Below are 26,461 nucleotides of genomic sequence, written 5' to 3' on the forward strand. Positions count from 1 at the left end.
AACGGATAAAAGGTACCCCGAGGATAACAGGCTGATCTTCCCCAAGAGTCCATATCGACGGGATGGTTTGGCACCTCGATGTCGGCTCGTCGCATCCTGGGGCTGGAGTAGGTCCCAAGGGTTGGGCTGTTCGCCCATTAAAGCGGCACGCGAGCTGGGTTTAGAACGTCGTGAGACAGTTCGGTCTCTATCCGCCGCGCGCGTAAGAAACTTGAGGAAGGCTGTCCCTAGTACGAGAGGACCGGGACGGACGAACCTCTGGTGTGCCAGTTGTTCCACCAGGAGCATCGCTGGTTAGCTACGTTCGGAAGGGATAACCGCTGAAAGCATCTAAGCGGGAAGCCTGTTCCAAGATGAGGTTTCTCACCACCTTCGCGTGGTTAAGGCCCCCCACAGACCATGGGGTTGATAGGCCGGAACTGGAAGCGCAGCAATGCGTGCAGGTGACCGGTACTAATCGGCCGAGGGCTTACACACAAACAGCCCCTAAAGAATCGCAACGCGTCCACTGTGCAGTATCTGAAACAACACACCCACGCGGAAAACACGTGGGCCTTGTTTCACAGAGTTACGGCGGCCATAGCGGCAGGGAAACGCCCGGTCCCATTCCGAACCCGGAAGCTAAGCCTGCCAGCGCCGATGGTACTGCACTCGTGAGGGTGTGGGAGAGTAGGTCACCGCCGAACACAACTTCATGACCAGCGGGAGGGACTATATGTTCCTCCCGCTGGTCGCATTTGTACCCTTCTACCCACTCCAGTGCCGGTCTGCCCGGCGCACGTAAGGTGAACGACGTGAACGAACCTCGGTCCGAGAACACCGACCGCTCGCCCCGACGCGGCGACCGCGACGTACCCCGCCGGGGAGATCGGGCGCCACAGGAGCGTCGGAGAGACAACAGCTCGTACGGCGAGCGCCGCGGAAAGCGATACGACGGCTCGGAAACGGGTCGGTCGGACGGCTCGAAGCAGGCCGATCGACAGGATTCACGTCCGCGTTCCGCCGGCGACGACACCGCACGCCGCGGTGCCGCCTCTGACGGGGGAAGCGGTCCCCGGCGAGCCCCCGTCGGCGGTCGCGGCGGCGGAAACCGACGCGACGGCGGAGACCGACGCGGATCCGGCACCCCGGGCGGAGCCCGGCGAGGTGGCCGGCCCGGCGACGACCGTAGATCGGAAGGTCGTCCCGGTCAGGAGGCACGCCAAGCGGCCAGGGCCGACGAGCCGCAGCTCCCCGATGACATCGAGGCCGCCGACCTCGACCTCGAGATCCGTCGTGACCTGCGCAGTCTGGACAAGTCCAACGCCGAGTCCGTGGCCAAGCACATGGTGGCGGCGATGTACCTCGTCGACGAAGACCCGCAGCTCGCGCTCGCGCACGGTCGCGCGGCCAAGAACAGGGCCGGGCGCATCGGTGTCGTCCGGGAGACCCTCGGTGTGTTGGCGTACCGCGCCGGTGAATGGTCGGAAGCGCTGAGCGAACTCCGGGCGGCCCGCCGGATCTCCGGTGGCCCGGGGCTGCTGGCGATGATGGCTGATTGCGAACGAGGCCTCGAGAGGCCCCAACGTGCCATCGAACTGGCCCGTGGGGAGGAATCGCGGATGCTCGAGGGGAACGACCTCATCGAACTTCGCATCGTGGAGGCCGGCGCGCGGGTGGACATGGGTCAGCTCGACGCGGCCCTGGTGACTCTCCAGGACACCGGCCTCGACAAGGACGCCCGCGGCGAATCCGCGGCGCGCCTCGACTACGCCTACGCCGAGGTGCTGCTCGTCGCCGATCGCAAGAGGGAGGCGGCCGACTGGTTCGGTCACGCCGTCACCGCCGACCCCGAGCAGACCACCGATGCGCAGGCACGTCTCGCGGAGCTCGAGGCGTAGCGCAGTTGAGCTCTCTTACGCTGGCCGCAGAACACGACGCCCTACTCGTTGATCTCGACGGCACTCTGATCCGCGGTAGCCAGCCGATCCCGGGCGCCGCGGAGGCGCTCGCGAACGCGGGGCTCCCCGTGGTCTACGTGACGAACAACGCGAGCCGCTCGCCCGCGGAGACCGCGGCGCATCTCCGGTCGCTCGGTTTTCCCGCCGGCGCCGACGACGTCATGACCAGCGCGCAGGCCGCGGTCGTGATGGCGGCGGACCATGTCGATCCCGGTGCCAGGGTCCTGGTGGTGGGGCACGACAGTTTCCGCGACCTCGCCCGGCAGGCCGGGTTCGAGGTCGTCCGGTCCGCCGACGACGCTCCGGAAGTCGTCCTGCAGGGACTGTCCCGGGAACTGACCTGGTCCGATCTGGCCGAGGGATGTCTGGCGATCCGTCAGGGGGTGCCCTGGGTCGCGTCCAACGTGGACGCCACGTTGCCCACCGAACGAGGCCTGCTCCCCGGGAACGGGTCCCTGGTCGCCGCCCTCCGTGCGGCGACCGACCGCGAGCCCCTGGTCGCGGGCAAACCGGCCGCCGGCGTGTTGACCGCCGCCGCGGAGCTGGTGGGTTCCACCCGGCCTCTGGTCATCGGTGACCGCCTCGATACGGACATCGAGGGTGCGGTCGCCGCCGGGATGCCGTCGCTCATGGTGCTGACCGGCGTCCACGGCGTCGACGACCTCCTGGTCGCGGATCCCGACAGCCGGGCCACCTACCTGGCGGACGATCTCTCCGCACTGTCTGCCTCGGCGGAGGCCAGCCGGATCGACGCCGCGGTGGAGTTGGACGGAACGGTCGAGAACGGTGCCCTGCACCTGACCAGCGCGCCGGAGGCGCTCGATCGGCTCGATCTCGCCCGTGCGGTGGTCAGGCTGGCGTGGCGTCACGAGTCGAAGGCATTCCGGGCGGCCGACGAGGGTCTGCGATCCCGGCTGGCGGGTGCAGGCCTCGGCGTCGGCTAGCGTGTAGGCCGTGACGACCCCCGGACCACAGCCACGCCCCGGGCCCGCGGGCCCCGACACCGACGAACTCCGCTCGACGTTCGACGATCTGCTCGCCGATTCCGTCGGGGGCCAGGGCGCTGGACCGGACGGCTCATCTGTCCGGGACGACCAGGTGGCCGCCCTCGACGCCGCCCACGAGCTCCTCGCGCAGGCGCTGACGGCGCTGGACAGTCGGCGCTGATGGTCGCGAAGCGGATGCGGCTGGACGCCGAACTGGTTCGCCGCAGGATCTGTGACAGTCGGGAACGCGCCCGTGATCTCATCGATTCCGGGCGCGTGATCGTCAACGGGGTGGCAGCCACCAAGCCCGCGACCCAGGTCGAGCCGACCACATCGATCGCGCTCACCGCCTCCGATGAACCGGACTGGGCATCCCGCGGAGCCCACAAACTGGTCGGAGCCCTCGAGGCGTTCTCCGACGTGCCGGTCTCCGGAGCTCGGTGTCTCGACGCAGGCGCGTCGACCGGCGGGTTCACCGATGTCCTGCTCTCGCGTGGCGCCACCCGCGTCGAGGCGGTGGACGTGGGGTACGGACAGTTGGTGTGGCGCCTGCGCAGCGACGAGCGCGTGGGCGTGCACGACAAGACCAACGTCCGCTCCCTGACCCCGGACGACATCGGTGGCCCGGTGGACCTCGTGGTCTCCGACCTGTCGTTCATCTCGCTCGCACTCGTCCTGCCCGCGCTCGCAGCGTGCGTGCGCCCGGGAGGCGACCTGTTGCCGATGGTCAAGCCCCAGTTCGAGGTGGGCCGCGAGCGTGTCGGCCAGGGCGGTGTGGTGCGCGACCCGGCACTGCGGATCGAGGCGGTCACCGGTGTCGCCCGGGCTGCCGCGGCACTCGGACTGGAGCCGCTGGGATGCGTCGCCAGCCCGCTCCCCGGCCCGTCCGGGAACGTCGAGTACTTCCTCCACCTCCGTAAGGTCGGCGCGGGAGAGCGACTCGAGATGAGCGCCGAGGCGCAGCAGGCCATACGGACGGCAGTGGAGGAGGGCCCGCAATGAACGGCACGCCCGGACCGGTGCACTCGCGCAGGATCCTGCTCGTCCCCAACGTCGCCCGGCAGGACATCGTCGCCACCGTCGCCCAGGTGGTTGACGCGTGCGCGACCAGGGGCATCGCGGTACGGATGGTGGAGGGCACCAGCGAGAGCGTCGCCACGGGGGCGGGCGTGGAGACGGTCCCTGACATCCCCGAGGCCGCCGAAGGGTGTGAACTCGTCCTGGTCCTCGGTGGTGACGGCACGTTCCTGCGCGCCTGCCAGTACGCCAACGCCGCGGACGTGCCGATCCTGGGGGTCAATCTCGGACACATCGGCTTCCTCGCCGAGTCGGAGGTCTCCTCGCTCAGTGGCGTCGTCGAGCAGATCGCGGCGAAGGACTACAGGGTGGTCGAACGGATGACGGTGGAGGCCACCGTCATCCACGGGGACACCGTCCTGGCCCGGGACTGGGCACTCAACGAAGTCAGCATCGAGAAGGTCTCCCGGCAGGGCGTCCTCGAGGCGTCCGTGGAGATCGACGGCCGACCGGTCAGTGACTACGGCTGTGACGGCATGTTGGTCTCCACGCCGACCGGGTCGACCGCCTACGCGTTCTCGGCCGGCGGGCCGATCGTCTGGCCCGAACTCGACGCCATCCTCGTGGTCCCCAACAACGCCCACGCGCTGTTCGCCCGTCCGATGGTCGTGGCACCCACCTCCAGGGTCGCGGTGGAGACCGGGGTGCATTCCGGCCCGGCAGTGGTGGTGGTGGACGGACGACGCCTCGTCGACGTCCCGCCGGGCAGCCGGGTCGAGGTGGTGCGGGGCGCGCGCCCGGTCAAGTGGGTCCGGCTGGACGACTCGCCGTTCACGGACAGACTGGTCACGAAGTTCGAGCTGCCCGTCACCGGGTGGCGTGGGCGGTCCGCTGTCCGGCCCCTCACCTAGGGTGGGTGCGTGCTCACGGAACTTCGGATCAGCGGCCTCGGCGTCATCGACGAGGCCGTGGCCGATTTCTCGCCCGGGCTGTCGGTGCTCACCGGCGAGACCGGCGCGGGCAAGACGATGGTGGTCACGGGACTGAGGCTCCTGGCCGGAGGGCGCGCGGACCCCGGGCGTGTCCGGCGCGGAGCGGAGAAGGCACTCGTCGAAGGGCGCTTCGACCTGGCCGCGACGGCCACCATGGACGCAGCCGACCGACGCGACCTCGACGAGTTGCTCGAGGACACCGACGTCGAACTCGACGAGGACGGCAGTGTCATCGCCGCACGCCGGGTGGGTGCGGACGGCCGTTCGCGTGCCAGGCTCGGGGGGAGGTCTGTCCCCGCCGGGACCCTCGCCCGCTTCTGCGCGCCGGTGCTGGCCGTGCACGGCCAGAACGATCAGCTGCGTCTGCTCCGTCCGGACAGGCAGCGAGACGCCGTCGACGCCCACGGTGGGGACGAGGCGCGGGCGGCCCTCGACGCCTACCGCGACACCTATCGGCTGTGGCGGGACGCCGAGCGTTCACTGGCGGAGCGCACCGGTCGGGCTCGTGAGCTGGCCCGGGAAGCCGACCTGCTGCGGATGGGACTCGAGGAGATCGATGCCCTGGGGCCCGAGCCGGGGGAGGAGGCCGAACTCGACGCCCGCATCCGCCGACTCACCGATTCCGAGGAACTGCGAGAGGTCGCGGGTCAGGCCCACGACGTCCTCGCCGGTGACGGCGAGACCAGCGAGCCGGTGGTGGGCGTCCTCGACCAGTTGCGGCACCGTCTGGCCGCTGCCGGTGACCCCGCGCTCGACCCGATCGCCACCAGCATCGGCCAGGCCGTCGCGGCGCTCGGAGATGCCGCGACCGAGCTCGGCCTGTACCTGGCCGAGCTGCCGGTCGACGCGGCGGACCTCGACTCGGCATTGGAACGACGCCACGACCTCAGGGCATTGACCCGGAAATACGGCACCGATGTCGACGACGTGCTCGCGTGGGCGGACAGGGCCCGTACGCGGCTCGGTGAGGTCGACACCTCCGACTCCGCCGTCGCCGAACTCCGTTCCACCGTGGAGCGCCTCGCCGCCGAGCTCGACGAGCGCGGAGCCACACTGACGCGCATCCGACGCGCCGCCGGGGACGATCTCGCAGAGAGGGTGTCCGCCGAGCTGGCCGAGCTGTCGATGGGCGGGGCCCGGCTCGTGGTCCGGGTCACCCGATCAGGCGAAGGCCTCGACGGCGCCTCGGAGTCGGGTCTCGACGACGTCGAGCTGGCGCTCGACGGGCCGTCGGGCATCGTCCCGCTCGGCCGAGGCGCGTCGGGAGGCGAGCTGTCGAGGGTGATGCTCGCGCTCGAGGTGGTGTTGGCCGAGAGATCCGGGGGAGGGACCCTGGTGTTCGACGAGGTCGACGCGGGAGTGGGCGGCCGGGCGGCGTTGAGCATCGGTAAGCGGCTGGCCAGACTGGCCAGAACCCACCAGGTCATCGCGGTGACCCACCTCGCCCAGGTCGCGGCGTACGCCGACACGCACCTGGTCGTGCACAAGGACACCGGCGCCGGGGGATCGGACGGGGTCGTCTCCGGGGTCACGGCGGTCGCCGACTCCGATCGGGTGACCGAACTCGCCCGGATGCTCGCCGGTATGGAGGACACCGACACAGGTCTGGCACATGCGCGGGAGTTGCTGGAGAAGGCTCAACGGGAAAAGTCTCAAGCTCAAGTCGACCGTTAATCCGACACGCCGGGCAGACCTCCCTGGTCACGTGAATCACACGCGTGATACTCGGCGCATGAAGATGTCGGGTCTGCTCAGCCGTCGTTCCACTGACCTCGCCGGTGTCGTGGGCACCGTCCGCCAGATCGAGGTGGGGTCACAGGTCCCCAGGAAGCTCGGCGCCAAGGACGTCGCCGTGCTCGATCTCAACCGCGCGCCCGCCGACACCGCCCGCGCTCTCGTCGACGCCGGGGTGGCGGCAGTGGTGCACATGCCCCGTCAGGGGGAGGAGATGCTCCCCCGCGCCGCGTTCCGGATCCTCGCCGCGTCGACGATCCCGGTCATCGAGGACGCGGACCTGACCGGGGTCGCCGACGGGACCCGGGTGCGGATCGACGACGGTGTCGTCTACTCGGTCAAGTCGGAGGACGAGATCACGAGCGGCCGCGAGGTGGACCCGGCCACGCTCCTCGCCGAGGTGGACACCGCGGAGAGCGGGTACGTCGAGTCGGCGCTGGCGCACCTGGCCAACGCCACCGAGTTCCTCAGCCTCGAGCACCCGCTGCTGCTGGACGGCGAGGGGCTCCCGTCGATCGACGTCGACTTCACCGACCGCCATGTCGTGGTGGTCACCGGTGACGCGGCCGCGCGCGGCCAGCTCGCCGAGCTCAAGCCGTTCATCCGTGAGTACCGACCGCTGTTGGTCGGCGTGGGTGCCGGGGCGGAGTTCCTGCGTTCGGCCCGCTTGACGGCCGACGTCGTCGTCGCGACCCCCACGGACGTGTCCGACGACGTCCTCACCGACGGCGCCGTCCTGGTGGTGCCCGCCGACCGCGACGGGCGCGCCGAGGGCCTCGAGAAGATCACAGAGCTCGGACTGGGGGCCACGACATTCCCCGCCGCCGCGACCCCGAGGGACATGGCGCTGCTGCTGGCCTACCACGGGGGCGCCGAGATGATCGTGGTGACCGGCGACGACAGGGGGCTCGAGAACGCGTTCCGCGACTCGTCCGCGCCCTCGTCCACGATGGTCGGCACGACCGTCTCCTCCCGCCTGGTCCACGCCGATGCCTGCGCGACCCTGTACCGGTCGCGGGGCGCCGGGATCGGACTCGCCCTGGTCGTACTCGCCGCCCTGATCGCGGTGGCCGCGGTCGTGGTGGCCCGCGACGCCGCCGCGGACCTGCTCATCTGGGCCGTCGAGGCCTGGAACTCCTTCGCGCTCTGGGTCCAGGGGCTCTTCCGTTGATCTCCCTGCGTCGCCACGTCCTGACGCTGGTGGCCGTGTTCCTCGCTCTCGCGGTGGGGGTCGTCCTCGGGTCGACGTCCGTGGCGACGTCCATCAGGGACGCGGTGGTCGAGCGTGAGGAGACGACAGCGGCGCGGCTCGAGGCGTCGCAGGAGGATCTGGCCGCGGAGCGGATCGCCGTCGACCGACTCGACTCGCTGGCGGGAGACCTCACCCCGGTCGTCGTGGACGGTCGGCTCGACGGGAGGCCGGTCCTGACGATCGTGGCACCCGGAGCCTCCGACGAGGACGTCTCCGCGGTGCGCGAGGTGATCGACGCGGCCGGCGGGATCGACGCGGGCCGCGTCACCCTGACGGACAAGGCCGTCGACCCGGAGGCGGACGCGGAGCTCCAGGCGCTCGTCGCGAACCTGCCCATCGGCACCGCCCCGTCCGCTGACGCGGACCTCGGTACCCAGCTGGGCACGGCGCTCGGTCGCGCGGGGCTGCTGCGCGCCGAGGACGCGGAACCGCACCTCGAGGACGACGACCGGGAAACGGTCCTCACCACCCTCGCGGATGCGGGGATCATCGGCTACGAACCCGGGACCCTTCGGCCCGGACAGCTCGCGTTGGTCGTGACCGGGCCCCGGGACGAGGAATCGACCGGGGTCCGTGTCGCCGCCCTGGCCCGCACCCTCGACGGTGAGGGCGCCGGCGCGGTGGTCGCGGTGCGGACGGGCGACTCCGGGGGACGCGACGCGGTCAGCATCCTGCGGTCCTCGGCGGAGGAGGACGTCTCGACCATGGATGACGCCGGTACCGAGGCGGGACGTCTGGCGACGACGCTGGCGCTGGCGGAGCAGCTCGACGGTGGGCAGGGTCACTACGGGCTGAGGCCGGACGCGACCGCCGCGGCGCCGTCGCTCCCCCCGACGCCGGAGCGGTGATAGCCTGAAGCCCCGTGGGGTGCACCGGAGCCACACCAGCATTCATCCATTCCGGCGTATGGACACGGGAGTCCCCTTGGCACTGAACCGAACCGCATCGCGGTCCGAGACCAAGCACATCTTCGTCACCGGCGGCGTGGCGTCGTCGCTGGGCAAGGGGCTCACCGCCTCGAGTCTCGGGCAGTTGCTCACCGCCCGCGGTCTCCGCGTGACCATGCAGAAGCTGGACCCGTACATCAACGTGGACCCCGGCACGATGAACCCCTTCCAGCACGGTGAGGTGTTCGTCACGGAGGACGGCGCCGAGGCCGACCTGGATCTCGGTCACTACGAGCGCTTCCTCGACCGCGACCTGGACGCGAAGGCCAACGTCACCACCGGGCAGGTGTACTCCGCGGTCATCGCCAAGGAGCGCCGTGGCGAGTACCTCGGTGACACCGTGCAGGTGATCCCGCACATCACTGACGCCATCAAGGACCGCATCATCGCGATGGGCGACCCCGATGACCAGGGGCGCCGCCCCGACGTGGTCATCACCGAGGTCGGTGGGACCGTCGGTGACATCGAGTCCCAGCCCTTCCTCGAGGCGTGCCGGCAGGTCCGGCACGAGGTGGGCCGCGAGAACATCTTCTTCCTGCACGTGTCCCTGGTCCCGTACCTCGCGCCGTCCGGGGAGCTCAAGACCAAGCCCACGCAGCACTCGGTGGCCGCGCTGCGCTCGATCGGCATCGTCCCCGACGGGTTGATCCTGCGCTCGGACCGGGACGTCACCGACGGGCTCAAGGCCAAGATCGCGCTGATGTGCGACGTGGACCTCGAGGGCGTCGTGTCCACCCCGGACGCCCCGAGCATCTACGACATCCCCAAGGTGCTGTTCAACGAGCACCTCGACACGCACGTCATCCGGCGGCTCAACCTGCCGTTCCGGGACGTCGACTGGACCGTGTGGGGCGACCTGCTCCAGCGGGTCCACGAGCCGCGCGAGGAGGTCGAGATCGCCCTCGTGGGCAAGTACATCGACCTGCCCGACGCGTACCTCTCGGTCACCGAGGCGCTGCGCGCCGGCGGCTTCGCACACCACGCCCGGGTGAACATCCGGTGGGTCGAGTCCGATGCCTGCACCACCGAGGCCGGCGCGCGCGAGGCGCTCCGTGGTGTGGACGGCATGCTCATCCCCGGCGGGTTCGGTATCCGGGGGATCGAGGGCAAGCTCGGCGCGATCTCGTGGTCGCGCAAGAACCGCATCCCGCTGCTCGGGCTGTGCCTCGGTCTCCAGTGCTCGGTGATCGAGGCTGCCCGCTCGGTCGGGCTCGAGGGCGCCTCCTCCACCGAGTTCGACCCCGATGCCGAGCACCCGGTCATCTCGACCATGGCCGATCAGGTGGACGCGGTCGCCGGCAACGCCGACCTCGGCGGCACCATGCGTCTGGGCTCCTACCCGGCCACGCTCACCAAGGGCTCGGTCGTGGCCGAGGCGTACGGGTCCACCGAGATCACCGAACGCCACCGCCACCGCTACGAGGTCAACAACGCCTACCGCGACAGGATCGCCGAGTCCGGCCTGCAGTTCTCGGGGACCTCCCCGGACGGGCACCTGGTCGAGTTCGTCGAGTACCCGCGCGAGCAGCACCCGTTCTTCGTCGCCACCCAGGCTCACCCGGAGTACAAGTCGCGTCCGACCCGCCCCCACCCGTTGTTCGTCGCGTTCATCAAGGCCGCGCTCGACTACGAGAACGAGATGCGACTGCCCGTCGAACCGTGGCGCACCGGTCAGAGCGGGGACTCCGGCCCGGAGACCGTGGACGCACCGGACGCGAAGACGTCCAGCGTGCGTGCCGACGAGGTGGACACCGAGGCGGCCTCCGACACCCGCGCGGACGGGAGCTGACCGGCGTGTCCGAGCGCGGTGCCCCCGGGACTCACGACTACCGGACCGTCGCGAGCCGTGAGATCTTCGACGGTCGCGTCGTGCGGCTGCGTGTGGACACCCTGACCATGCCGGGCGGGGGCACCGCCGACCGGGAGATCTGCGGGCACGACGACGCCGTCGCGGTGATCGCCCTCGACGACGACGACCGGATCACCCTCGTCCGGCAGTACCGGCACGCCGTGGGGGAGCGACTCTGGGAACTGCCCGCAGGGCTGTGCGATGTCGACGGCGAGGAGCCCCTGGCGACCGCGCGCCGTGAGCTCGTCGAGGAGACCGGTCTCGAGGCCGAGCACTGGCGCCCAGTGATCGAGATGGTCCCGTCCCCGGGGTTCTGCACGGAGCGCGTCCACGTGTACCTGGCCACCGGACTCCGGCAGGTCGAGCGCCCGGAGGCGGAGCACGAGGAGGCGGACATGGAGGTCGCGCGCATGCCGTTCGCCGAGGCCGTCGACGCCGTGCTGGACGGCCGGATCGTCAACGGTATCGCCGTGGCCGGCATCCTCGCGGCCCACTCGGTGATCGACCGGTCCTGACGGGATCGGACCCCCGGTGACCTCGGAGGGCGGCGCCACCGTGCAGATCCGCGGGTATCTGGACCACCTCGCCGTCGAGAAGGGGGCCTCGGCCCACACCCTGGCCGCGTACCGCCGCGACCTGGAGAAGTACCACCGCTATCTCGCGGCTTCGGGCGTCGACGACCTGACGTCCGTGACCGAGGCGCACGTGGAGGAGTTCCGCACCCGGTTGGCCACCGCCGACCCGGACGAGGGACGGAAGGCCCTGGCCCCCAGCTCGATCGCGCGGACCATGGCGGCGGTCCGTGGTCTCCACCGGTTCGCCACCCGTGACGGGGTGACTGCCCTCGACGCGGCCGCCGCGGTCACCCCGCCCCGTCCGCCGCGGCGGCTCCCCAAGGCACTGCCGGTCGACCGGATGATCGCGGTGATCGAGGCGGCCGGCGCCACCGAGATGGACACCGACCCCGCACGCCTGCGCGATCGCGCGATGCTCGAGTTGCTCTACGCCTCCGGTGCCCGGGCCGCCGAACTCGTCGGGCTCGACGTCGACGACCTCGACGGTCTCGACCACCCGGACGGTGGAGCGGTGATCCTGCGGGGCAAGGGTGGTAAGGAGCGGATCGTCCCGGTCGGGCGTCCGGCGTGCGAGGCGGTGGGGGCCTATCTGGTGCGTGCCCGACCCGCGCTCGCCACCCGAGGGGGCCCGGCCCTGTTCCTCAACGCCCGCGGTGGGCGCGTCACCAGGCAGACCCTGTGGAACGTGGTGTCGGTCGCGGCACGACGCGCCGGTGTGCAGCAGGACGTCTCACCACACTCGTTCCGGCACTCGTTCGCCACCCATCTCCTCGACGGCGGGGCGGACATCCGTGTGGTCCAGGAGCTGCTGGGACACTCCTCGGTCACCACCACGCAGGTGTACACCCTCGTCACCGTCGACACGCTCCGAGAGGTCTGGGCCGAGTGTCACCCCCGGGCACGGTAACGTGACCGTGAATACGGCCCGGCGCGCTCGAGACTGCACGCTCGAGACGGCACGGGTGAGACGGCGAGGAGAGGAGATGCGGTGGCGCTGAACACTGGGGCGATGGACCCCGCGTTGTTCTCCCGCGCCGAGCTCCTGGGCGCCGACGACCCGGCGGCCGGCGAGGGGTTCTCCGCGATCCCCGAACCGGAAACACTGTCCTCGCACGGGCCCGCCGTGGTGTTGTCGATGTGCAACCAGAAGGGCGGCGTCGGCAAGACCACCAGCACGATCAACCTCGCGGCGGCACTGGCGGAGTACGGCCGCAGGGTGCTCGTTGTGGATCTCGATCCCCAGGGGGCGCTGTCCGCGGGCCTGGGCATCCCGCACCACCAGCTCGATCTCACCGTCTATAACCTGCTCGTGGACAACTCCGTGTCGACGGAGGAGGTCCTGGTCCGGACCCGTGTCGAGGGCGTGGACCTCATCCCCGCCAACATCGACCTGTCGGCCGCGGAGATCCAGCTCGTCAACGAGGTCGGTCGCGAGCAGGCGCTGGGCCGCGCCCTGTACCCGGTCCTGGACCGCTACGATTTCGTCCTCGTCGACTGCCAACCGTCGCTTGGCCTGCTCACCGTCAACGCGCTGGCGTGCTCGGACGGCGTGCTCATCCCCATGGAGTGCGAGTACTTCTCGCTGCGCGGGTTGGCGCTGCTGACGGACACGATCGACAAGGTCCGCGACCGCATCAACCCCCGACTGCACCTCACGGGCATCCTCATCACGATGTTCGACCGTCGGACGGTCCACGCCCGCGACGTGCTCAGCCGGGTCGTGGAGGTGTTCGGAGACAAGGTGTTCGACACCCTCGTCACCCGCACCGTCCGGTTCCCGGAGACCACCGTCGCCGGCGAGCCGATCACCACGTGGGCTCCGAAGTCCGCGGGTGCGCAGGCCTACCGCGCCCTGGCGCGCGAGGTCATCCAGCGCGGCAGGTGACCGGGCGGTGACCGGCGTCGGGCCCCCGTCGGGTCAGGACCCGGTCGGGTCGGCGACGGAGGTCGGGGACCCGCGGGCGTTCACCGTCCACCTGACCAACTTCACCGGTCCGTTCGACCTGCTGCTGGGGCTCATCGACTCCAAGCGCCTCGACGTCACGGAGGTGGCCCTCCACGCCGTCACCGACGAGTTCATCGCGCACACCCGCCGCCTGGGCACGGAGGCCGGGCTCGAGGAGGTCACCGAGTTCCTGGTCGTCGCGGCGACACTGCTCGACCTCAAGACGGCCCGCCTCGTCCCGTCCGGCGAGGTCCAGGATCCCGAGGACCTGGCCCTGCTGCAGGCCCGGGACATGCTCTTCGCCCGACTGCTGCAGTTCCGGGCGTTCCGTCAGGTCGCGGAGCTGTTCGGTGAGCTCGACCGCACCGCGCGCCACGCGTACCCGAGGACCGCCGGGCCCGACGAGGAGTTCCTGGGACTGCTCCCCGAGGTGGAGCTCGGGGTGGATCCCGACCAGTTCGCCACCATCGCCGCGGTCGCGTTCCGGCCACGGCCGGTCGACGAGGTGGGGGTGGGGCACATCCACGCCCCCGTCGTCTCGGTCCCCGAGCAGGCGGGCCGTGTCCTGGAGCTGTTGAAGTTCCACGGCGAGGGTCGGTGGGTGGACTTCCGCGACCTGATCACGGGGTGCGACGACTCCCTCGTCGTCGTCGCCAGGTTCCTCGCCCTGTTGGAGTTGTACCGGGCGCGCGCGGTCGCGCTCGCCCAGGACGAGGCACTGGGGGACCTGTTGGTGAGGTGGACGGGCGTGGACGCCGACGAGGTGACGAAGGGAAGGGACGAGTGGACGTGAGCGACGTGTCGGGGCCCGGGGACCCCGAGCCGATTGCGATCGGGGACGACGACGAGCCCGGTGTGCCGGGGCCGGAGGGGCCGCCGCTCCGTGCCCGGCTCGAGGCCCTGGTGCTGGTGGTGGACCAACCGACACCGGAGAGCGCGCTGGCCGCGGCCGCCGGGTCGACGGCGGCCGAGGTCGAGGCCGAGCTGCGGGCGTGGCGCGACGAGCTCACGGCCGCGGGGAGCGGGATGGACCTGCGTCGCAGCGCCGACGGCTGGCGTCTCTACACCCGCCGAGACCTGGCGCCGTACGTGGCACGGCTCCTCACGGACGGCACCCGGTCCACCCTGACCCGGGCCGCGCTGGAGACCCTCGCCGTGATCGCCTACCGGCAGCCGGTCACCCGTTCGCGGGTCGCGGCGGTCCGCGGGGTGAACGTCGACGGCGTGATGAGGACGCTCGTGGCGCGCGGGCTGGCGGTGGAATGCGGCACAGATGCGGACACCGGGGGCATCCTGTATAGGACCACAGAGCTATTTCTGGAAAGATTGGGACTCACGTCGCTCGACGAGCTGCCGGACATCGCCCCGTTGCTGCCGGATGTCGACCTGGTCGACGAGATGAGCGACGACCCCGCGGACGATCCGCGGATCCCACTGGGGCGGCGCCGCACCGCGGCGCCCGACCCCACACCCCGAGACGACGACGAAGAGATGTGACGTTTTCATGACTGAATCCGCTGGCCGAGACGGCGCACCGGTCCGCCTCCAGAAGATCCTGGCCCAGGCCGGGGTCGCCTCCCGCCGGGCCTCCGAAGAGCTCATCGCCCGGGGACGGGTGGAGGTCGACGGTAAGAAGGTGCGCGAGATGGGCGTCAAGGTCGACCCCGCCACGGCGGTCATCCGCGTGGACGGCACCCGCATCGTCCTGGACGACACCCTGGTCTACCTCGCACTGAACAAGCCCCGCGGCTACCACACGACCATGTCCGACGAGAAGGGCCGGCCCTGTGTCGGCGACCTCGTCGCGGACCGCGTGGACGCCGGACAGCGGCTGTTCCACGTCGGGCGTCTCGACGCCGAGACCGAGGGTTTGCTCCTGGTGACCAACGACGGCGAGCTGGCGCACCGTCTCATGCACCCGTCCTACGAGGTGTCCAAGACCTACATGGCGACCGTCACCGGCGTCGTGGGCAAGGGCGTCAACAAGCAGCTGCGCGCCGGGGTGACCCTGGAGGACGGACCCGCCAAGGTCGACCAGTTCTCGATCCTCGACGTCCACGACGGGCGCTCGCTGGTCAAGGTCGTGCTCCACGAGGGTCGCAAGCACATCGTCCGGCGGCTGCTCGCCGAGGTCGGGCACCCGGTCGAGGCGCTCGTCCGGACCCGGTTCGGGGCCGTCGCACTCGGCGACCAGCGCGCGGGCACCTTCCGCAAGCTGGGCCGCAAAGAGGTCTCCGACCTGTACGAGGCGGTAGGCCTGTGAGCGCCCCGAGCGCCCCGGCCGCGCGTCGACGTATCGCGATCGACGGCCCCGCCGGCACCGGGAAGTCCACCCTGGCCCGCACCCTGGCCCGGCGTATCGGCGGCGCGTACCTCGACACCGGCGCGATGTACCGGGTGGCGACCCTGCAGATCCTGCGCGCCGGGATCGACCCGGAGGACGCGGCCGCCGTGATCGCCGCCACGGCCGACCTGCCTCTGGAGATCGGCACCGACGCCGGAGTCGAGCGCGTCCTGCTCGCCGGTGAGGACGTCAGCGACGAGATCCGCACCGCCCGCGTCACGGCTGCGGTCTCGGCGGTGTCCGCCGTGCCCGAAGTCCGCCAGAACCTGGTCCTCCTGCAGCGACGGCTGGCCGCCAGCGGGGGCACCGTCGTCCTCGAGGGGCGTGACATCGGCACAGTCGTGCTGCCGGACGCCGAGGTGAAGGTCTACCTCACCGCCAGCCCGGAGGTGCGGGCCCGGCGCCGCACCGACCAGGACCTGGCCGCCGGCCGCGAGGCCGACTACGACGAGGTGCTGGCCGCCGTCATCGAACGCGACCGCAAGGACTCCACGCGCGCCGCGAGCCCCCTGAGGCCCGCCGACGACGCCGTCGTCATCGACACCTCCGACCTCACCCTCGACGAGGTGCTCGACCGCCTGGTCGCGCTCGCCGAGGGGATCCACGCGTCGCACGGCGCCACCGCAGAAGGGAACGCATGATGCCGACCAACGAGGAGACCCCCGACTTCGACCTGCCCGCCGGTCCCGGTGAGGAGACCATCGAGGACGGCTGGAACGACGACACCGACTGGGAGGCGGTCGCCGCGGAGTTCGCCGACGAGATCGGGGCGGTCACCGAGGGCGTGGAGATCCTGCCCACCGTCGCGATCGTCGGCCGGCCCAACGTCGGCAAGTCCACCCTGGTCAACCGGATCATCGGCCGCCGGGAGGCCGTCGTCGAGGACGTCCCGGGCGTCACGCGCGACCGGGTCTCCTACGAGGCGCTGTGGAACGGTCGCACCTTCATGGTGCAGGACACCGGTGGCTGGGAGCAGGACGCCAAGGGCATGCACCGCTCCATCGCCCAGCAGGCCGAGATCGCCATGAGCACCGCCGACCTCATCGTGCTGGTGTGCGACGGCACGGTGGGTATCACCGCCGCCGATGCGACGGTCGCCAAGAGCCTGCGGCGGTCCGCGACGCCGGTCATCCTCGCCGTCAACAAGGTCGACAGTGAGAAGGCCGAACTCGAGGCGGCCGAGTTCTGGTCACTCGGCCTGGACGAGCCCCACGCCATCTCCGCCGCCCACGGGCGGGGCACGGCGGACCTGCTCGACGAGATCCTCAGGCAGCTGCCGTCCAAGGCGAGGATGCGCGAGGCCACCGACGTGCCGCGGCGCGTCGCGCTCGTCGGCAAGCCCAACGTCGGCAAGTCGAGCCTGCTCAACAAGCTGACCGGCGAGGAGCGCTCGGTGGTCGACAACGTCGCCGGCACCACCGTCGACCCCGTCGACTCGCTCGTGGAGCTCGGGGGACGCACCTGGCGGTTCGTCGACACCGCCGGCCTGCGCCGCAAGGTCAACCAGGCCTACGGTCACGAGTACTACGCCTCTCTGCGTACCCGTGGCGCGATCGAGGCGGCCGAGGTCGTCGTCCTGCTCCTCGACGCCTCGGAGCCCATCACCGAGCAGGACCTGCGGGTGATCTCGATGGTCGCCGACGCCGGCCGGGCGCTGGTGATCGCCTTCAACAAATGGGACCTGGTCGACGAGGACCGGCGGTACGACCTCGACAAGGAGATCGACCGCGAACTGTCCCGGGTGCTGAGCTGGGCCCACCGGGTCAACATCTCGGCCAGGACCGGCCGCGCCCTGGCCAAGCTCGTGCCCGCGATGGAGACGGCGCTGGACTCCTGGGACAAGCGGATCCCCACCGGGCCCCTCAACACGTGGATGAGCGAGGTCGTCGCCGCGACCCCGCCGCCCATGCGTGGTGGTCGTCTGCCGCGGATCAGGTTCTGCACCCAGGCCACCACCCGGCCCCCGACGTTCGTGTTCTTCTCCACGGGGTTCCTCGAGGCCGGGTACCGGCGCTTCCTCGAGCGTCGCCTCCGTGAGACCTTCGGCTTCGATGGTTCCCCGGTCCGGGTGAACGTGCGGGTCAAGGAGCGTCGACAGCGCAAGTGACCTGCCGATTGGAGTCCGACGGAACCGGTGCGCTAGGGTAATCGAGTCGCCGCGCGAGCCGCGGTGACGGACGGGCTGTGGCGCAGCTTGGTAGCGCACTTGACTGGGGGTCAAGGGGTCGCAGGTTCAAATCCTGTCAGCCCGACACAGTGAAACCCCAGGTCAGAGAAATCTGACCTGGGGTTTCGTCGTATCTGTCGGCTCTGGCGTCCCCCGGTGCACGGGAGGGGCGCGGTCCGGTTCCCGGTCGTGGTCGCTACCTCGGCCTTGACCCCGCTATGCCGTGCCGGGTGTGATGGCGGGCATGACAGAGGATGTTCGGTTCACCAGTACGAGGGGCCCCGAGCTCGCCGGCGCGCTGGAGGCCCCCGAGGGCGGGCAGCGCGGGTGGGGGCTGTTCGTGCACGGCTTCACACTGGGCAAGGACTCGCCGGCCGCGTTCCGCATCTCCCGCAGCCTCGCCGAGGAGGGGATCGGGATGTTGCGCTACGACAATCTCGGCATCGGTGAGTCCGACGGTGTCCTGGGCGACGGGTCGTTCTCCGTGAAGGTGGCCGACACGGTGCGTGCCGCGGAGTTCCTGGCAGACCGGGGGACCCCGCCGGATCTGCTCGTCGGCCACTCGTGGGGCGGGGCCGCGGCGATCCTGGCGGCGCAGGAGATACCGAGCGTCAGGGCGGTGGTGACCATCGGGGCGCCCGCCGAGCCCGCCGAGGTGGAGCGGCACTACGACGCGATCGCCGGCACGGTCCTGGAGGAGGGCAGTGGCACCTGGTCGATGGGCGGCCGCGCGATGACTCTGAAGCGGGAGTTCGTCGAGGACGTGCGCCGGGCAGACCTCATCGGCCGGGTGCACACCCTCGACCGTCCACTCCTGGTCATCCATTCGCCCACCGACGCGACGGTGGGCATCGACAACGCCGCCCAGATCTTCCGGGCGGCGCTCCACCCGCGCAGCTTCGTCTCGCTGGAGGGGTCGGACCACTTCCTCACGGTGGACGGGCAGGCACAGCGAGCCGCGAAGATCATCAGCGCCTGGGTCGACCAGTACCTCTGACGGGCCCCGCCTTCGCGGCTCCGGGCTGTGGTGGTCATCTGGCCCGCGGCCGGGCCCCGGGACGCTTCCGGTCGTCGCCGCTGTGGCGCGGATGATGCAGTGGGCGCGACCCCCGGAGGATCGCGCGGGAGTCTCAACCGTCCGATAACGTTGTGAGCTATTTTTCATGCGGGTACGGTCGGGGCATCGAGGCGGTTGTCGCCACGATGGGGGAGCACTCATGACCGAGGTCCAGATACCGCCTGACCACTCTCGGGGCGCCGATGAATGGCCGAACGTCGACCGCGTCATGGTTGATTCAGCTGTCGACGCGGCGGCCGAAGCGGCCGAGTCGTTCCGCGCGCTCGACCAGCACCAGGTCGACACGATCGTGGAAGCCATGTCGCGGGCGGGCATCCGCGCAGCGGGGGAGCTCGCCGCGACCGCGATCGAGGAGACCGGCTTCGGGGTGTTCGAGGACAAGGTCGTCAAGAACTACGTGGCCACCGAGTTCCTCTACGACTACCTCAAGGACAAGAAGTCCGTCGGCGTGATCGAGAAGGACTTCGCCCGCAACATCGAGCTCGTCGCCGAGCCGATCGGGGTCGTCCTGGCGATCACCCCGGTCACCAATCCAACCTCGACTGTCCTCTACAAGGCGATCGTCGCGGCCAAGACCCGCAACGCGGTCATCTTCCGCCCGTCGCCTGTGGCCGTGCGGTCGTGTGAGCGGACCGTGGAGATCCTGCGCGAGGCGGCGGAGGCGGCGGGCATGCCGCCGGGCGCACTCCAGGTGATCCCAGACGCTGCGCACGAGGTCACGCACTACCTGTTCGCGCACCCCGGGGTCGACTTCATCTGGGTGACCGGTGGGCAGAAGATCGTCGCCCTCGCCAACTCTGCCGGCAAGCCCGCCCTGGGGGTGGGGCCCGGCAACGCGCCCATCTATCTGCACCGGACAGCCGACGTCAAAGGCGCCGTTGTGGACATCCTCATCTCCAAGACGTTCGACGCGTCGGTCATCTGCCCCGCCGAGCAGACCTGCATCATCGACGACCCGATCTACGACGAGACAGTGACCGAGTTCCGGAGGATGGGCGCCCACTTGCTCTCCGGCGACGAGGCCAGGGCGATCGCCGATTTCGCCTTCGGCTGCGGCGACAGGGTGAACCTCGAGGCGTTGGGCCAGCAGGCGCCCGAACTGGCCGCTCGCGCGGGCATCACTGTCGATCCCTCCGTGAAGATCCTGTTGGCGGAGTTGCCGTCGGATCTCGAGGAACTCGCTCTACATCCGTTGGTGCAGGAGAAACTCATGCCGGTTCTGGGTCTGGTCCGGTCTCCGGACTCCGCCCACGGCATCGACACCGCAGTGCTCGTGACCGAACACGGGGGTCTCGGCCACACCTCGGCGATCTACGCGCGCGATCCCGATGTCGTCGACGCATTCGGGCTGGCCGTCCGTACCGGCCGGATCCTCGTCAACGCCCCCACCGCCGTCGGTGCGCTGGGTGGGATCTACAACAATCTCACCCCGACGTTCTCCCTGGGCTGCGGCACGTGGGGAGGCTCGAGCACCACGGAGAACGTCAACTACATGCAGCTGCTCAACGTCAAGACCGTCTCCCACCGACGCACCCCACCCCAGTGGTTCCGCGTCCCGGCCAACACGTTCTTCAACGCAGGTGCACTCGAGAACCTGCGCGAGGTGCCCTGCACCAGCGTGGTGGTGGTCACCGACGTGCTCAGTGAACAGAGGGGGGTGGTCGACGAACTGAGGAGGAACCTCCGAGTGGAGCGGTTGCGCGTGTTCAGCGAGGTCGAGCCGGAGCCCGACGAGGCCACCATCCACCGCGGGGTCGCCCTGCTCCGTGAGTCAGTACCCGACCTGCTCATCGCGATCGGCGGCGGGTCGGTCATCGACGCGGCCAAGGCGATCAGACTCTTCTACGAGCATCCGGAGGTCCGGCTCGAGGACCTCGCACTTCCGTTCCTCGATCCCCGCAAACGGATGGCCGAATACCCACAGGAACCCCACACCCTGCGACTGGTGGCGGTCCCGACGACCTCCGGGACGGGATCGGAGGTCTCACCCGCCGCGGTCCTCACCGTCGGCGACCGCAAGGAGACGTTGGTCGACTACTCGCTGGTGCCGGACATGGCAATCGTCGACCCCGTGCTCACGCTGTCCATGCCCCGCACCCTGACGGTCGACACGGGCGTGGACGCACTGACCCACGCGCTCGAGGCGGCGGCGTCCATCTTCGCCTCGCCCTACACCGACGCGTTCTGCGTGCAGGCCGCCCGGTTGATCTTCGACGCCCTCCCGCGGGCCTATGACGACCCGGACGACCTCGAGGCACGGACGGACATGTCCAACGCGGCCACGCTCGCCGGCCTCGCGTTCTCCAACGCGTTCGTCGGGACCAACCACGCCCTCGCGCACGCGACCGGCGCCCGGTTCGGTATCGCACACGGTCGTGCCAACGGGATCTTCCTGCCGCACACCCTTAGATATAACGCGAGTCTGCCCACCAAGTTCATGCCGGCCCCGGGGTACTCCGCCTACATCGCACCGGAAAAATACGCCCAGCTCGGCCGCGTCGTGTTCGGCGGTCGCGAGCCCGAGGAGAGCCGGCGTCGGCTCTTCGACGGAGTCGACGCGCTCCTGCGCCGTCTGGAGTTTCCCCGTACGCTCGCTGAGCTCGACATCGCCGAGCACGACTTCCTCGAGGCGCTGCCGGAACTGGCGATGACGGCGTTCCAGGACCTGAGCAATCGCACCAACCCACGGATGCCGATGGTCGCCGAACTCACCGAGCTACTCCGACTCGGCTACTACGGGGAGGCCTCCGTTGCCCACTGACACCGCCACTCGGACGGTTGAGATCGCCGTGCCACTGGCCACGGTCCTCGAGACGATCCGCGACCTCGAGGGGCAGACCGAGTGGGTCCCCGAGATCCTCGAAGCCGAGGTCCTCGAGATCTATGAGGACGACGGGCTGCCCGCCACCGCCCGGTTCAAGGCGTCGGCCACGGTGGGCACGGACGCCTACGTGTTGACGTACGAGCACCGGGACGACGGTCTGGACTGGTCGATGGTCGAGGGGCGGCTCCAGACCGGGCAGGAGGGGGTGTACGACCTCGTGGAGACCGGCCCGGGGTCGACCTCGGTCTCGTTCCGCCTGACCATCCACCACAATCTCCCCCTACCGGGATTACTGCGCCGACGTGTGATCAAGGGGCTCGTCGACAACACTGTCAACGGGTTGAAAAGGCACCTCGAATCCTGAGTGAGTGACGGTGACCCGGAAGTGGCGCCGGGGAACACGGGGGCGGGGCCTACCGTTGTATCCGATAGGTATCCCGTGAGAAGAGCCGCGCGCCGGACGCGCGGGCGAGGAGGGGCATGGCCGACGAGCGCACGCCACAGACGGCACGGGACCGGATCGTGTCCGACGTCGACCGGATGTGCCGGGGGGAGGGGCAGGCCCCGGTGGCGGAATTGTCCGACAGGGCCGCGTTGCTCGTGGCCTGCGGGCTGGTCGAGCCCCGCGTCGGCGACGTCGTCCTGGCCCGGTTGCACCGTAATCTCCCGTTCCCGACGGTCAACGGGTTCCACCAGGTCCGGATCATCGAGGAACAACGTCACGACCTCCGACGGATCCTCGGCACCCCGGTGCCGTCCATGCTGCGGATGGCGTTGCGTACCCGGTTGGCGGATCTCGATCGGAGGTATCTCGTCCTGCGGACCGGGTTCACACGGGGTACCGGCGTCTGGGCGTTCCGGGTGAAGGACATCCGCGCCGACCGTCGACGCGGTGTGCACCTGGACACCGATGACCGCGGCCGGTTGTTCGACGCACTGGCGTCGACGCCGACGATGGCCGCCGTTCCGCTCGTGCCCCGGACCCTCGCAGAACTCGGGACCGTCGCCGCGGCCAGGGGTCAGCGTGAGATGGGCAGGGTGGTGCTGCCACAGCGGGTGCAGTCGGTTGTCCAGTCGCTGCCCTCGCTCCCGCACATCCGGGCGGACCGGCGCCGGATCCCGGAGATGTACACGGCCACGCTCATGGAGGTCGGTGGTCTGTACGACCGGTTGTATCGCGCCTACGCGCGGGGCGGACGGTCGGTCGAGGAGATCCGGCTACAGTTCGATGCCGAGGCCGAGGTGGTCGGACTCGCCGGGGACCTGTGTCGACTTCGTGAAGCGGCGGCGACGGCCGGGGTACCGCCTGCGAGCGACGGATTCACCACCCTGACCGGCATGGGCACGTCGATCGACGGGGTGTGGGTAGAGGTCGTCGACCGGGCGGTCGCGTTCCGTGAGCTCGTCGAGTCGGTGGAGTCACGGGCGGATGCCGCGGTGGCGGAGGCGGAACGCCTCGCCGGGATCGCGCGCGACAACGGTGTGGCATCGCCCGCGACGCCCTACCGCCCCTCACCGGCGGACGTGGTGGCGGAGAATCTCGCGGCCCGGGCGGGGGATCGCATGCTCTCGACGGAGGCCATGCGGCGGTTGCGGGGCCAGATCGACCCGGAGCGCTAGACGCCGTGACCGGCGGGGCACGTCCCCGCCCGCGTCCCGCCTGCGTACGGTGGACGCATCTGTTCGTGACCGGGAAGGACTCCACGCGTGGGACTGGCCAACCGCTTCTGGAAGCTCATGGGCTCCACCCAGGGACGCGACACCTCGCGCGCGCAGAGCGCGGTCGAGGCCTCGCACGAGTACGACGGGTGGGCGGCGGGACTGGACGACGGCGAGTTCGCGGACGCCGCGCACGGGCTGCAGCTCTTCGGTGATTCGCCCGAGGATCTCGCCCGGCTCCTCGCGTTGGCGAGGGAGTCCGCCACCCGGACCGTCGGTCTGAGGCCGTTCGACGTCCAGCTCCAGGGAGCGTTGCGGATGTTCGCCGGCGATGTCGTCGAGATGGCGACCGGCGAGGGCAAGACACTCTCGGGGGCGGTGGCCGCCGCCGGCTACGCCCTCCAGGGCCACACGGTGCACGTCATCTCGGTCAACGACTATCTCGCCGCCCGGGACGCGCGCTGGATGGGGCCGATGTTCGAATTGCTCGGGCTCTCGGTCGGCCACGTCACCGAATCCTCGACACGCGATGAACGGCGTGACGCCTACGGCTGCGATGTCACCTACGGCTCGGTCTCGGAGATCGGTTTCGACGTCCTCCGCGAGCAATTGGTGACCAACCCGTCGGACCTCATCTCCCCGACGACGGACGTGGCCCTCGTGGACGAGGCCGACTCGGTGTTGGTGGACGAGGCTCTCGTGCCGTTGGTGCTGGCGGGGTCCACGTCCGGGGAGGCGCCGACAGGGGAGGTCCTGGCCGCGGTGCGCAAGCTGCGCCCGGGGCGGCACTACGAGACCGATTCCGAGCGGCGCAACATCTTCCTCACCGAGGACGGTGCCGAGGCCATCGAGACCGAACTCGGCATCGCCGACCTGTACGACGCCGACCACGTCGGTACCACCCTCGTTCAGGTCAACGTGGCCCTCCACGCGTGCTTCCTCCTGCGCAGGGACGTGGACTACATCGTCCGCGACGGACGGGTGCAACTGGTCAACGCCTCGCGCGGGCGCGTGGCCGAGCTCCAGCGGTGGCCGGACGGACTCCAGGCCGCCGTGGAGGCCAAGGAGGGCGTCCCGGTGTCCGAAGCGGGCCAGATTCTGGACAGTCTCACGGTCCAGGCCTTCATCGGGCGGTACGACAAGGTGTGCGGCATGACCGGTACCGCGCTCGCCGCCGGTGCCCAGCTGCGCGAGTTCTACTCCCTGGGCGTGTCCCAGATCGACTCCAATGCGCCGAACATCCGTTTCGACGAGGCCGATCGGACCTACATCGACACCGACAGCAAGACTCGCGCCGTGGTCGAGCACATCGTGAGCGTCCACGCCACCGGCCAGCCGGTCCTGGTGGGCACACACGACGTGGCCGAGTCCGAGGAACTGGCCGCGCGGCTCGCCGAGAAGGGTGTCGACTGCGCGGTCCTCAACGCCAAGAACGACGAGGAGGAGGCGGCGATCATCGCCGAGGCGGGCGACGTGGGGAACGTCACCGTCTCCACCCAGATGGCCGGCCGCGGGACGGACATCCGGCTCGGTGGTTCCGACGAGTCGCGGCGCGACGAGGTCGTGGAGCTCGGCGGACTGCACGTGGTGGGTACCGGACGGCACCGGACCGAGCGACTCGACAACCAGCTCAGAGGACGGGCGGGGCGTCAGGGCGACCCGGGTAGCTCGGTGTTCTTCGCGTCCATGGACGACCCGGTGGTGACCTCGGCGCTCGAACCCGAGAAGATCCCGACCGCCCACGACCGGATCACCGGGTTGCTCAAGGGCAATCGCGGTCGTGACGCCGTCGATCACGCGCAGCGGGTGACCGAGGGACAGATGCTGGAGATCCACGCCAACACCTGGCGCTACAGCCGTCTCCTCGCCGAGCAGCGCGACATCCTCGCCGAGCGACGTGCCGCGCTGCTCCGCACGGACAAGGCGTTCGAGGAACTCACGGCACATGATCCCGAACGGAGTGCCCGACTGGTGGAGGCGCACGGCCGCGACGCCGTGGTGCAGGGATGCCGCGAGATCATGCTGTGGCATCTCGACCGTGGTTGGGCGCGACATCTCGAGACGATGAACGACGTCCGCGAATCGATCCACCTCCGCGCGCTGGGACGCGAGAACCCCCTCGACGAGTTCCACCGGATCGCGATCGACCACTTCCGCGATCTCGCCTCCGACGCGGTCCGCAAGTCCGAGGCCACGTTCGCCGAGATCGAGTTCACCGCCTCCGGGGTGGACCTCGAGGCCAATTCCATGGCACGGCCCACCTCGACCTGGACCTACATGGTCCACGACAACCCGATGGCGGCCGGCGGGAACGTCTTCTCCGGGATGATGTCGACGTTCCGATGAGTGCGGCGCGTGACGGTCGACGGGAGACCGACCTCCGGGAATGGCGGACCGGCGAGGGCAAGGTCCTCGGGGCCAGGATCCCCCCGCCGCGGGACGGCCACCTGTCCGCGGCGGTCCCGCCCGGCCTGGGGCCCGATACGCCCGCGAGGGTTCCGGAGGTCAGCGACCGGTTCTGGACGTTGCCCAACGCGATCTCCCTGGGGCGCATCGCCCTGATCCCGGTCCTCGTGCTGAGCATCCTGGCGTGGGATGACCCACCCCTGGCGTTGTGGCTCCTCGGGGTGCTGGTGGTGTCGGACTGGCTCGACGGCAAGATCGCCCGCCTGTGGAACATGCGCTCCACCTGGGGCGAGCGTCTGGACCCGATCGCCGACAGGATCCTCGTCGCCGCCGTCCCCGTCTCCTTCGCCGTGGCGGGATACATCCCGGTGTGGATCGTGGTGGTGCTGATCGCGCGTGATCTCCTACTGACGGCCACGCTCCCGGTCTATCGCCGGCGCGGGCTGGACCCCGAGGTCACCTATCTGGGCAAGGCGGCGACCTTCGCCCTGTTCTGGTCGCTCCCACTGCTGCTGACCGGCCACGCCGGAGTACCGGGAGGCCAGGCCTTCGAACTCGTGGGGGAGGCGTGCCTGTACTGGGGTGTCGGCCTGTACGCCTGGAGTGGGGGCATCTACGTCTGGCAGGCGTCGAGGATCGCGCGGGCGGTTCGCCCGCGCGGGGTCCGATCGGCTGATGTGGGGGCGCCCGACGGTGTGTAATGTCGCCAGATGGAATTCGAAGTGAGCCACTCGAGAAGGGCGCGT

The 26,461-nt window shown here is 70.1% G+C and carries 23 protein-coding genes, 1 tRNA gene and 2 rRNA genes; all 26 read left to right on the plus strand.

Features of this window, described 5'->3' with window-relative positions; translation table 11 throughout:
- Positions 1 to 477: ribosomal RNA gene (locus G6R20_RS04735) — 23S ribosomal RNA — on the plus strand; the annotation flags it as partial.
- A gap of 92 nt (positions 478 to 569) precedes the next feature.
- Positions 570 to 686, plus strand: a 5S ribosomal RNA gene (rrf, locus tag G6R20_RS04740).
- A gap of 108 nt (positions 687 to 794) precedes the next feature.
- Complete coding sequence (locus G6R20_RS18455; protein ID WP_205475740.1) at positions 795 to 1,880, plus strand: hypothetical protein; 1,086 nt, start codon at positions 795 to 797, stop codon at positions 1,878 to 1,880.
- A 5-nt stretch (positions 1,881 to 1,885) separates the two neighbouring features.
- Entirely contained in the window at positions 1,886 to 2,884 is a 999-nt protein-coding gene (locus tag G6R20_RS04750; protein WP_163375735.1) for an HAD-IIA family hydrolase, read from the plus strand.
- Between the two features lie 10 nt (positions 2,885 to 2,894).
- Complete coding sequence (locus G6R20_RS04755) at positions 2,895 to 3,107, plus strand: hypothetical protein (RefSeq protein ID WP_119191625.1); 213 nt, start codon at positions 2,895 to 2,897, stop codon at positions 3,105 to 3,107.
- Positions 3,107 to 3,928 carry a TlyA family RNA methyltransferase gene (locus tag G6R20_RS04760; RefSeq protein WP_163375736.1) on the plus strand — a complete coding sequence of 274 codons (822 nt, stop codon included), beginning with the start codon at positions 3,107 to 3,109 and terminating at the stop codon, positions 3,926 to 3,928. Before G6R20_RS04755 ends, G6R20_RS04760 begins: the two co-directional genes overlap by 1 nt.
- The gene (locus G6R20_RS04765; protein ID WP_163375737.1) at positions 3,925 to 4,854 is read left to right on the plus strand and encodes an NAD kinase; all 930 of its coding nucleotides are present in this window, start codon (positions 3,925 to 3,927) and stop codon (positions 4,852 to 4,854) included. Before G6R20_RS04760 ends, G6R20_RS04765 begins: the two co-directional genes overlap by 4 nt.
- Before the next feature lie 9 nt (positions 4,855 to 4,863).
- A complete protein-coding gene (gene recN / locus G6R20_RS04770; protein ID WP_096905556.1) occupies positions 4,864 to 6,609 on the plus strand; it encodes a DNA repair protein RecN in 1,746 nt (581 codons plus the stop codon).
- A gap of 58 nt (positions 6,610 to 6,667) precedes the next feature.
- Positions 6,668 to 7,840, plus strand: a complete 1,173-nt coding sequence (steA, locus tag G6R20_RS04775) for a putative cytokinetic ring protein SteA (RefSeq protein ID WP_163375738.1) — start codon at positions 6,668 to 6,670, stop codon at positions 7,838 to 7,840.
- Complete coding sequence (locus tag G6R20_RS04780; RefSeq protein WP_240341279.1) at positions 7,837 to 8,769, plus strand: copper transporter; 933 nt, start codon at positions 7,837 to 7,839, stop codon at positions 8,767 to 8,769. The genes steA and G6R20_RS04780 overlap by 4 nt, the downstream gene beginning before the upstream one ends.
- A 58-nt stretch (positions 8,770 to 8,827) precedes the next feature.
- Positions 8,828 to 10,657 carry a CTP synthase gene (locus tag G6R20_RS04785; protein WP_205475742.1) on the plus strand — a complete coding sequence of 610 codons (1,830 nt, stop codon included), beginning with the start codon at positions 8,828 to 8,830 and terminating at the stop codon, positions 10,655 to 10,657.
- 5 nt (positions 10,658 to 10,662) lie between these two features.
- The gene (locus tag G6R20_RS04790) at positions 10,663 to 11,232 is read left to right on the plus strand and encodes an NUDIX hydrolase (RefSeq protein WP_163375740.1); all 570 of its coding nucleotides are present in this window, start codon (positions 10,663 to 10,665) and stop codon (positions 11,230 to 11,232) included.
- Positions 11,233 to 11,248: 16 nt separating this feature from the next.
- Positions 11,249 to 12,199 carry a site-specific tyrosine recombinase XerD gene (locus G6R20_RS04795; protein ID WP_163375741.1) on the plus strand — a complete coding sequence of 317 codons (951 nt, stop codon included), beginning with the start codon at positions 11,249 to 11,251 and terminating at the stop codon, positions 12,197 to 12,199.
- A gap of 102 nt (positions 12,200 to 12,301) precedes the next feature.
- Positions 12,302 to 13,177 (plus strand): ParA family protein, encoded by an 876-nt coding sequence (locus tag G6R20_RS04800; RefSeq protein WP_067715749.1) that lies wholly within the window; start codon positions 12,302 to 12,304, stop codon positions 13,175 to 13,177.
- Positions 13,178 to 13,268: 91 nt separating this feature from the next.
- On the plus strand, positions 13,269 to 14,030 hold the full coding sequence (locus G6R20_RS04805; RefSeq protein WP_096907252.1) for a segregation/condensation protein A: 762 nt from the start codon (positions 13,269 to 13,271) through the stop codon (positions 14,028 to 14,030).
- 38 nt (positions 14,031 to 14,068) lie between these two features.
- A complete protein-coding gene (gene scpB / locus G6R20_RS04810; RefSeq protein WP_240341329.1) occupies positions 14,069 to 14,734 on the plus strand; it encodes an SMC-Scp complex subunit ScpB in 666 nt (221 codons plus the stop codon).
- A 7-nt stretch (positions 14,735 to 14,741) separates the two neighbouring features.
- Positions 14,742 to 15,500, plus strand: coding sequence for a pseudouridine synthase (locus G6R20_RS04815; protein ID WP_119191634.1), 759 nt, complete (start codon positions 14,742 to 14,744; stop codon positions 15,498 to 15,500).
- Complete coding sequence (gene cmk, locus G6R20_RS04820; protein WP_163375742.1) at positions 15,497 to 16,222, plus strand: (d)CMP kinase; 726 nt, start codon at positions 15,497 to 15,499, stop codon at positions 16,220 to 16,222. Before G6R20_RS04815 ends, cmk begins: the two co-directional genes overlap by 4 nt.
- A complete protein-coding gene (gene der, locus G6R20_RS04825; protein ID WP_163376062.1) occupies positions 16,222 to 17,688 on the plus strand; it encodes a ribosome biogenesis GTPase Der in 1,467 nt (488 codons plus the stop codon). The genes cmk and der overlap by 1 nt, the downstream gene beginning before the upstream one ends.
- Positions 17,689 to 17,759: 71 nt before the next feature.
- Positions 17,760 to 17,833, plus strand: a tRNA-Pro gene (locus G6R20_RS04830).
- A 159-nt stretch (positions 17,834 to 17,992) separates the two neighbouring features.
- The gene (locus G6R20_RS04835; RefSeq protein WP_120284272.1) at positions 17,993 to 18,745 is read left to right on the plus strand and encodes an alpha/beta fold hydrolase; all 753 of its coding nucleotides are present in this window, start codon (positions 17,993 to 17,995) and stop codon (positions 18,743 to 18,745) included.
- Between the two features lie 220 nt (positions 18,746 to 18,965).
- Complete coding sequence (adhE, locus tag G6R20_RS04840) at positions 18,966 to 21,587, plus strand: bifunctional acetaldehyde-CoA/alcohol dehydrogenase (protein WP_163375743.1); 2,622 nt, start codon at positions 18,966 to 18,968, stop codon at positions 21,585 to 21,587.
- Positions 21,577 to 22,014, plus strand: a complete 438-nt coding sequence (locus G6R20_RS04845) for an SRPBCC family protein (protein ID WP_154830652.1) — start codon at positions 21,577 to 21,579, stop codon at positions 22,012 to 22,014. The genes adhE and G6R20_RS04845 overlap by 11 nt, the downstream gene beginning before the upstream one ends.
- Before the next feature lie 116 nt (positions 22,015 to 22,130).
- Positions 22,131 to 23,270, plus strand: a complete 1,140-nt coding sequence (locus G6R20_RS04850; RefSeq protein WP_154830653.1) for a hypothetical protein — start codon at positions 22,131 to 22,133, stop codon at positions 23,268 to 23,270.
- Between the two features lie 87 nt (positions 23,271 to 23,357).
- Positions 23,358 to 25,655 carry an accessory Sec system translocase SecA2 gene (secA2, locus tag G6R20_RS04855; protein ID WP_163375744.1) on the plus strand — a complete coding sequence of 766 codons (2,298 nt, stop codon included), beginning with the start codon at positions 23,358 to 23,360 and terminating at the stop codon, positions 25,653 to 25,655.
- Entirely contained in the window at positions 25,652 to 26,416 is a 765-nt protein-coding gene (locus G6R20_RS04860; RefSeq protein ID WP_082923877.1) for a CDP-alcohol phosphatidyltransferase family protein, read from the plus strand. Before secA2 ends, G6R20_RS04860 begins: the two co-directional genes overlap by 4 nt.
- Positions 26,417 to 26,461 lie beyond the last annotated feature (45 nt).

The sequence above is a fragment of the Dietzia sp. Alg238-R159 genome (assembly GCF_900537145.1).
In the GTDB taxonomy this organism is placed as follows: domain Bacteria; phylum Actinomycetota; class Actinomycetes; order Mycobacteriales; family Mycobacteriaceae; genus Dietzia; species Dietzia kunjamensis.

What these genes read in the sequence shown, in the direction of transcription:
- G6R20_RS04835 (WP_120284272.1), top strand. Translation starts at nt 17,993, where the DNA reads ATGACAGAGGATGTTCGGTTCACCAGTACGAGGGGCCCCGAGCTCGCC.
- G6R20_RS04800 (WP_067715749.1), top strand. Translation starts at nt 12,302, where the DNA reads ATGGACCCCGCGTTGTTCTCCCGCGCCGAGCTCCTGGGCGCCGACGAC.
- steA (WP_163375738.1), top strand. Translation starts at nt 6,668, where the DNA reads ATGAAGATGTCGGGTCTGCTCAGCCGTCGTTCCACTGACCTCGCCGGT.
- G6R20_RS04765 (WP_163375737.1), top strand. Translation starts at nt 3,925, where the DNA reads ATGAACGGCACGCCCGGACCGGTGCACTCGCGCAGGATCCTGCTCGTC.
- G6R20_RS04815 (WP_119191634.1), top strand. Translation starts at nt 14,742, where the DNA reads ATGACTGAATCCGCTGGCCGAGACGGCGCACCGGTCCGCCTCCAGAAG.
- G6R20_RS04850 (WP_154830653.1), top strand. Translation starts at nt 22,131, where the DNA reads ATGGCCGACGAGCGCACGCCACAGACGGCACGGGACCGGATCGTGTCC.
- G6R20_RS04785 (WP_205475742.1), top strand. Translation starts at nt 8,828, where the DNA reads ATGGACACGGGAGTCCCCTTGGCACTGAACCGAACCGCATCGCGGTCC.
- G6R20_RS04760 (WP_163375736.1), top strand. Translation starts at nt 3,107, where the DNA reads ATGGTCGCGAAGCGGATGCGGCTGGACGCCGAACTGGTTCGCCGCAGG.
- adhE (WP_163375743.1), top strand. Translation starts at nt 18,966, where the DNA reads ATGACCGAGGTCCAGATACCGCCTGACCACTCTCGGGGCGCCGATGAA.
- der (WP_163376062.1), top strand. Translation starts at nt 16,222, where the DNA reads ATGCCGACCAACGAGGAGACCCCCGACTTCGACCTGCCCGCCGGTCCC.
- G6R20_RS04860 (WP_082923877.1), top strand. Translation starts at nt 25,652, where the DNA reads ATGAGTGCGGCGCGTGACGGTCGACGGGAGACCGACCTCCGGGAATGG.